General features: G+C 69.2%; 6 protein-coding genes. 4 read left to right on the forward strand and 2 right to left on the reverse strand.

The window, feature by feature from the left end; translation table 11 throughout:
* Positions 1–20 precede the first annotated feature (20 nt).
* Positions 21–677, forward strand: a complete 657-nt coding sequence (locus A5750_RS17490; RefSeq protein WP_066951838.1) for an O-methyltransferase — start codon at positions 21–23, stop codon at positions 675–677.
* A gap of 6 nt (positions 678–683) precedes the next feature.
* On the opposite strand, the gene A5750_RS17495 is transcribed toward A5750_RS17490, so the two are convergent.
* Entirely contained in the window at positions 684–1667 is a 984-nt protein-coding gene (locus tag A5750_RS17495) for a nitronate monooxygenase family protein (RefSeq protein ID WP_066951835.1), read from the reverse strand.
* A gap of 162 nt (positions 1668–1829) precedes the next feature.
* On the opposite strand from A5750_RS17495, the gene A5750_RS17500 reads away from it, so the two are divergent.
* Positions 1830–2270 (forward strand): SPW repeat protein, encoded by a 441-nt coding sequence (locus A5750_RS17500; protein ID WP_066951833.1) that lies wholly within the window; start codon positions 1830–1832, stop codon positions 2268–2270.
* Between the two features lie 33 nt (positions 2271–2303).
* Here A5750_RS17500 and ilvD read toward each other — a convergent pair whose 3' ends face one another.
* Positions 2304–4019 carry a dihydroxy-acid dehydratase gene (gene ilvD / locus A5750_RS17505; RefSeq protein WP_066951832.1) on the reverse strand — a complete coding sequence of 572 codons (1716 nt, stop codon included), beginning with the start codon at positions 4017–4019 and terminating at the stop codon, positions 2304–2306.
* A 113-nt stretch (positions 4020–4132) separates the two neighbouring features.
* On the opposite strand from ilvD, the gene A5750_RS17510 reads away from it, so the two are divergent.
* Complete coding sequence (locus A5750_RS17510; protein WP_066951830.1) at positions 4133–4423, forward strand: metal-sensitive transcriptional regulator; 291 nt, start codon at positions 4133–4135, stop codon at positions 4421–4423.
* A 134-nt stretch (positions 4424–4557) separates the two neighbouring features.
* On the forward strand, positions 4558–5790 hold the full coding sequence (locus A5750_RS17515; protein WP_066951828.1) for an MFS transporter: 1233 nt from the start codon (positions 4558–4560) through the stop codon (positions 5788–5790).
* Positions 5791–6082: the final 292 nt, after the last annotated feature.

The following is a 6082-nucleotide window of genomic DNA, read 5'->3' on the forward strand; positions in this document are numbered from 1 at the left end:
GCTCGGGCTAGCGTTGGCTGATGATTGAGAAACCGACCCCGCAAGACGTCGACGCTTTTCTGGACAACACCGTGGTTGGCGACGATCCGGCCCTGAGCGCGGCGGTGGAAGCCAGCGACGCCGCCGGGCTACCGCAGATCGCCGTGTCGGCCCAGCAGGGCAAGTTTCTGAGCCTGTTGGCCGGGGCTATCCAGGCACACCGCATCCTCGAGCTCGGCACGCTGGGCGGCTTCAGCACCATCTGGCTGGCCCGCGGTGCCGGCCCGCAGGGCCGGGTGGTGACGCTGGAATACGAGCCCAGGCACGCCGAGGTCGCACGGGCCAACCTGGAGCGGGCGGGGCTCGCCGACCGGGTGGAGGTGATCGTGGGCGCCGCGCTGGACACGCTGCCGACATTGAACGGTGACCCGTTCGATCTGGTGTTCATCGACGCCGACAAAGAGAACTATGTCGCGTACCTTCAGTGGGCTGTCCGGCTAACCCGTCCCGGCGGACTCATTGTGGCGGACAACGTCGTTCGAGAAGGGCAGGTCCTGGAACCGCAGGACAACGCCCAGGCGCGGGCCGTGCGCGAGACGTTGGAGCTGATGGGTGAGCACCCGCGACTCGACACGGCGGTGATCCAAACGGTGGGAGCCAAGCGCTGGGATGGCTTCGCGCTCGCGTTGGTGCGCTAGCGTCGATCAGCGCGGGCTGAGGTCGGCGACCGCCTGGGCGGCGGAGGTGAGTTCGCCGATGCGCAGCGCGGTTTCACCGGCGTACAGCGCCGCCCGGTCCACCCACGCATCGGGCATCTCGGCGAGCGGTGCGAGCGGCGTGAACAGCGGGCGGCCCGCCGACTGCAGGCGCATCAATGCGCCGGCGTCGAAGTAGCCCAGCGCGGCCATCGAGCGGCTCGCCGCGTTGATGGACGCCGGCAAAGTCTTCGCCCAGCCGTCGTCGCGGCACCAGCGCCGCGTCGCGGCGTTGGGCACGACGCGATGCCGCAGCGGCCAGCTCAGGCCGAACAAGTTCGTTTCGATCGTCTTGTCCGCCTGGGCTACTCGCCGCTGATACTCCCGGTTGGCGTTGGCCTCGTGCGTCATCAGGAATCGCGTTCCGGCGACAACGCCGCTGGCGCCCGCCGCCAGGGCGGCCCGGCTGTCGGCGCCGGTGGCGATACCGCCCGCGAGAAACACCGGGCGAGTGCCGGCCGCGGCCAGCGCCTGCGGCAGGAACTGCAGTGCCGGCATGGTGCCGACGAGGTGGCCACCGGCCTCGCGGCCCTGGGCGATCAAACCGTCGGCGCCCCAACCGATAGCGGTGCTTGCCTGTGCCGCGGTACCGACCATCACGAAGACGAAGATGCCGGCATCGCGAAGGTGCTGCACGAGTCCCCGCTTTTCACCGAACGCCAGCACGACGGCGTCAACACCGGCATCGACGCAGACCGCGACGTGCGAGCGATGCACGAAGGGCATCAACAAGTTCACCGCGATAGCGCGGCCCGGCGCCCCCTGGCGCACCTGATCGATGGCCGCCCGGAGCTGGCGCGGGGTGGCCAGGCCCAGGGTGCCGAGGCCGCCCGCCTGGGCGACCGCGGCCGCCAGCGCCCCGCCCGCCAGGCCACCGCCCATGCCCGCCTGCGCGACCGGAACATCCAGGCGCAGCCGGTCCACGATGTCCATGTCCTACGACGCTACGCGGGCGGTCAATCCCGCTTATGGCGGGCTTGATTTCGTTGCTGGCGCACCGCGATCGAGCGTAATCTTGACGGCAGATGGATGGGTGCAGACAGCCCACAGTGCTTGTCACACAACGGGCTTGCTGCATAACAGAAAGGTCACAAAATGAGTACAGTCCATTCATCAATCGATCACCACCCGGATTTGTTGGCTCTGCGCGCGAGCTATGACCGCGTCGCTGAGTCGATGAGTGCGCACGTCACCTTCGGACTGGCGTTGCTGACCGGCCTGTACGTGGCCGCGTCACCGTGGATGGTGGGTTTCAGCGCGACGGGATCGCTCGCCACGTCCAACCTGGTTGCCGGAATCGCGGCGGCGTTCTTGGCGTACGGGTTCGCCACGGCGCTCGACCGAGCCCACGGCATGACTTGGACGATGCCGGTGCTCGGCGTGTGGGCCATCGTCTCGCTGTGGATTCTGCCGGACGTCGCGCTTACCGCCGGCATGATGTGGTCGAACATCGTTGCCGGTGCGTTGCTGACGCTGCTGGGCCTCAACGCCACGTACTTCGGCAGGCGCACGCGCGAGGCGGCGACCCGCGCATAATTCCAAACCCGTTGAGCGAAGCGGCGATCGGACCTAACCGCAGACCGCGCCGATGGCCGCGGAGCTCACCAGCTTGACGTACTTGGCCAGTACGCCGGTCTGGTAGCGCGGCGGGGGAGGGGTGAAACCCTCTCGCCGGGAATCGAATTCGGCCGGATCGACGAGGACGTCGAGGACCTGGTTGGCAACGTCCAGGCGGATCGGATCGCCGTCGCGCAGGAAGGCGATGGGCCCGGCGTCGACCGCCTCGGGGGCGATGTGGCCCACGCACAGGCCGGTCGTCCCGCCGGAGAAGCGGCCGTCGGTCAGCAGCAGCACGTCCTTACCCAGTCCGGCGCCCTTGATCGCGCCGGTGATCGCGAGCATTTCCCGCATCCCGGGCCCACCCTTGGGGCCCTCGTAGCGGATCACCACGGCGTCGCCCTTGGTGATCGTCCCGTCCTCGAGGGCGTCCAGCGCGGCGCGCTCGCCGTCGAAAACCCTTGCCGTGCCCTCGAACACCTGCGAGTCGAAACCGGCCGACTTGACCACCGCGCCCTCGGGCGCCAGCGACCCGCGCAGGATCGTGATGCCGCCGGTCGGATGGATGGGATTGTCCAGGGCCCGCAGCACCTTGCCGTCCGGGTCGGGCGGGTCGATCGCGGCCAGGTTCTCGGCAAGGGTCCGGCCCGTCACCGTCAGGCAGTCCCCATGCAGCAGACCGGCGTCCAGCAGCGCCTTCATCGCCACCGGCACACCGCCGATCTGGTCGACGTGCGACATGACGTGGCGGCCGAACGGTTTGACGTCGGCCAGGTGCGGAACCTTGGAACCGATCCGGCTGAAGTCGTCGAGCGACAGCTCGACGTCGGCCTCGTGCGCGATCGCCAGCAGGTGCAGCACGGCGTTGGTCGACCCGCCGAATGCCATCACCACCGCGATGGCGTTTTCGAAGGCCTCCTTGGTGAGGATGTCGCGGGCGGTGATGCCGCGACGCAACAACTCCACGACGGCCTGGCCGCTGCGGCGGGCGAACCCGTCGCGGCGGTAATCGGTGGCCGGCGGCGCCGCGCTGCCGGGCAGCGACATGCCGAGGGCCTCCGCGGCGCTGGCCATCGTGTTGGCGGTGTACATGCCGCCGCACGCGCCCTCGCTGGGACAGATCGCGCGCTCGATCGCATCGACGTCCTCCCGGGACATCAAGCCGCGGGCGCACGCGCCCACGGCCTCGAACGCGTCGATGATGGTGACCTCGCGTTCCGTGCCGTCGGACAGCTTCGCTCGTCCGGGCAGGATGGAGCCCGCATACAGGAACACCGCCGCCAGATCCAGGCGCGCGGCGGCCATCAGCATCCCGGGCAGCGACTTGTCGCAGCCGGCCAGGAGCACCGACCCGTCGAGGCGCTCGGCCTGCATCACGGTCTCGACGCTGTCCGCGATCACCTCGCGCGACACCAGCGAGAAGTGCATCCCCTCGTGGCCCATCGAGATGCCGTCGGAAACCGAGATCGTCCCGAACTCGAGCGGGTAGCCGCCGGCCGCGAACACGCCTTCCTTGACCGCCTTGGCGAGCCGGTCAAGCGAGAGGTTGCACGGGGTGATCTCGTTCCACGACGACGCCACCCCGATCTGCGGCTTGGCGAAGTCCTCGTCACCCATGCCGACCGCCCGCAGCATGCCGCGGGCGGCGGCCTTCTCCAGGCCGTCGGTTACGTCACGACTGCGCGGTTTGATGTCGGTGACTCCAGTCGCATCGCGTGTTGTGGCCATCCTGCAAGTATGCGTGAACTGGCCGGACGGCAAATCCGCGGGTCATACCCGGGCGGGGTATAAAGTGGGTTCGTGGCGCCGACGGGCGCGAAGTGGCAGAGGTGAGGCAGGCGATGACGAACGCGCACGGATATTCGCAGCAGAAGGACAACTACGCCAAGCGGCTGCGGCGCATCGAGGGTCAGGTGCGAGGCATCGCCCGGATGATCGAGGAAGACAAGTACTGCATCGACGTCCTCACCCAGATCAGCGCCGTGAACAGCGCGCTGCGTTCCGTCGCACTGAACCTGCTTGACGAGCACCTCAACCACTGCGTCACCCGGGCCGTGGCCGAGGGCGGCGACGATGCGGATCACAAGCTCGCCGAAGCCTCCGCCGCCATCGCGCGCCTGGTTCGTTCCTGATTGGTGATCGAGTTGAGACCCGAACTCCGGCCCTGACAAGGGGGGAGCCGTAGTTGCGGTCCGTACGCTAAGGCAGTGTGATCGCATTAGGCGCGACAACCCAGGACCTGGGTAGCCCGGCCGATACCGACGCCATGACTGCCGAACCCAATGCTGCCGCGCGAACGTGGACCCCACGGATCGCCGCCCAACTCGTTGTGCTGGCCGCGGCGGCGTTCATCTATGTCACTGCCGAAATCCTGCCCGTCGGCGCGTTGCCGGCCATCGCCCGCAACCTGCACGTCAGCCTGGTGCTGGTGGGCACCCTGCTGTCGTGGTACGCCCTGGTGGCGGCCCTGACGACGATCCCGCTGGTGCGCTGGACCGCGCACCTGCCGCGGCGCCGGGTGCTGGTGCTCAGCCTGACCTGCCTGACCGTCTCCCAGGTGATCTCCGCGCTGGCGCCCACCTTCGCGGTGCTGGCCGCCGGTCGCGTGCTCTGCGCCGTCACCCACGGCCTGCTCTGGTCGGTCATCGCGCCGATCGCGACCCGGCTGGTGCCGCCCAGCCACGCCGGCCGCGCGACGATGTCGATCTACATCGGGACCAGCCTCGCGCTGGTCGTCGGGAGCCCGCTGACCGCGGCCATGAGCCTGATGTGGGGTTGGCGCCTGGCGGTCGTGTGCGTGACCGTGGCCGCCGCCATCGTCACGGTGGCCGCCCGAGTGATGCTGCCGGAGATGGTGCTGACCGCGGACCAGCTCAAGTGCGTGGGGCCCCGGGCCCGCCACCACCGCAACCGCCGGCTGATCATCGTCAGCATCATCACCATGGTCGGCGTGACCGGGCATTTCGTCTCGTACACCTACATCGTGGAGATCATCCGCGAAGTTGTCGGCGTGCGCGGGCCCAACCTCGCGTGGGTGCTGGCCGCCTATGGCGCCGCCGGGGTGGTCGCCGTGGGCCTGGTGGCGCGGCCGCTCGACCGGCGGCCCAAAGGGGCGATCATCGGCTGCATGACCGGCTTGACGGCCGCGTTCGTCGTGCTGACCGCGCTGGCGCTGGGCGGGCGGCCCGCCGCGGCGGCAGCCCTGATCGGGACCGCCGCGATCGTGCTCTGGGGGGCGATGGCGACCGCCGTGTCGCCGATGATGCAGTCCGCGGCGATGCGCAGTGGGGCCGACGATCCCGACGGGGCGTCGGGCCTGTACGTGACGGCGTTTCAGGTGGGCATCATGGCGGGCGCGCTGGCCGGCGGCCTGCTGTACGAGCGCAGCATTGTCCTGATGCTGGTCGCCTCGGCCGGTTTGATGGCCGCCGCGCTGGTCGGTGCGGCGGCCAACCGCCACGCACTCGACGTTGCGCCGACAAGCTCACGCGATTCATAGCTGGCCAGCTCAACGGCGCAAATGCGGTCGGAACGGGGCGCCGGGCACCCCGGAATACGTTAGCTGGAGTGCGCCCTATGCCACACTGTGTCAGGAACTCGAGCGTGGAGGGATGCATATGTCGGGCTGGACGCGAGGGAGGCTTTGGGCCGCCCTGAACGCAGCCGGATTGGCTTCGGTCATGGGTTTGGCACTGGTCTTGAGCGCCGCTCCGGCGCTGGCGGATCCGGACCCGGCCCCCGGTGATCCGGGCGTGGTGGCGGGCCCACCCGGCCACTTATACACATCTCCG

The sequence above is a fragment of the Mycobacterium sp. 852002-51613_SCH5001154 genome (assembly GCF_001667425.1).
Classification (GTDB): domain Bacteria; phylum Actinomycetota; class Actinomycetes; order Mycobacteriales; family Mycobacteriaceae; genus Mycobacterium.

Coding starts and splice junctions, on each gene's coding strand:
- A5750_RS17490 (WP_066951838.1), top strand. CDS start 21: ATGATTGAGAAACCGACCCCGCAAGACGTCGACGCTTTTCTGGACAAC.
- A5750_RS17495 (WP_066951835.1), bottom strand. CDS start 1,667: ATGGACATCGTGGACCGGCTGCGCCTGGATGTTCCGGTCGCGCAGGCG.
- A5750_RS17500 (WP_066951833.1), top strand. CDS start 1,830: ATGAGTACAGTCCATTCATCAATCGATCACCACCCGGATTTGTTGGCT.
- ilvD (WP_066951832.1), bottom strand. CDS start 4,019: ATGGCCACAACACGCGATGCGACTGGAGTCACCGACATCAAACCGCGC.
- A5750_RS17510 (WP_066951830.1), top strand. CDS start 4,133: ATGACGAACGCGCACGGATATTCGCAGCAGAAGGACAACTACGCCAAG.
- A5750_RS17515 (WP_066951828.1), top strand. CDS start 4,558: ATGACTGCCGAACCCAATGCTGCCGCGCGAACGTGGACCCCACGGATC.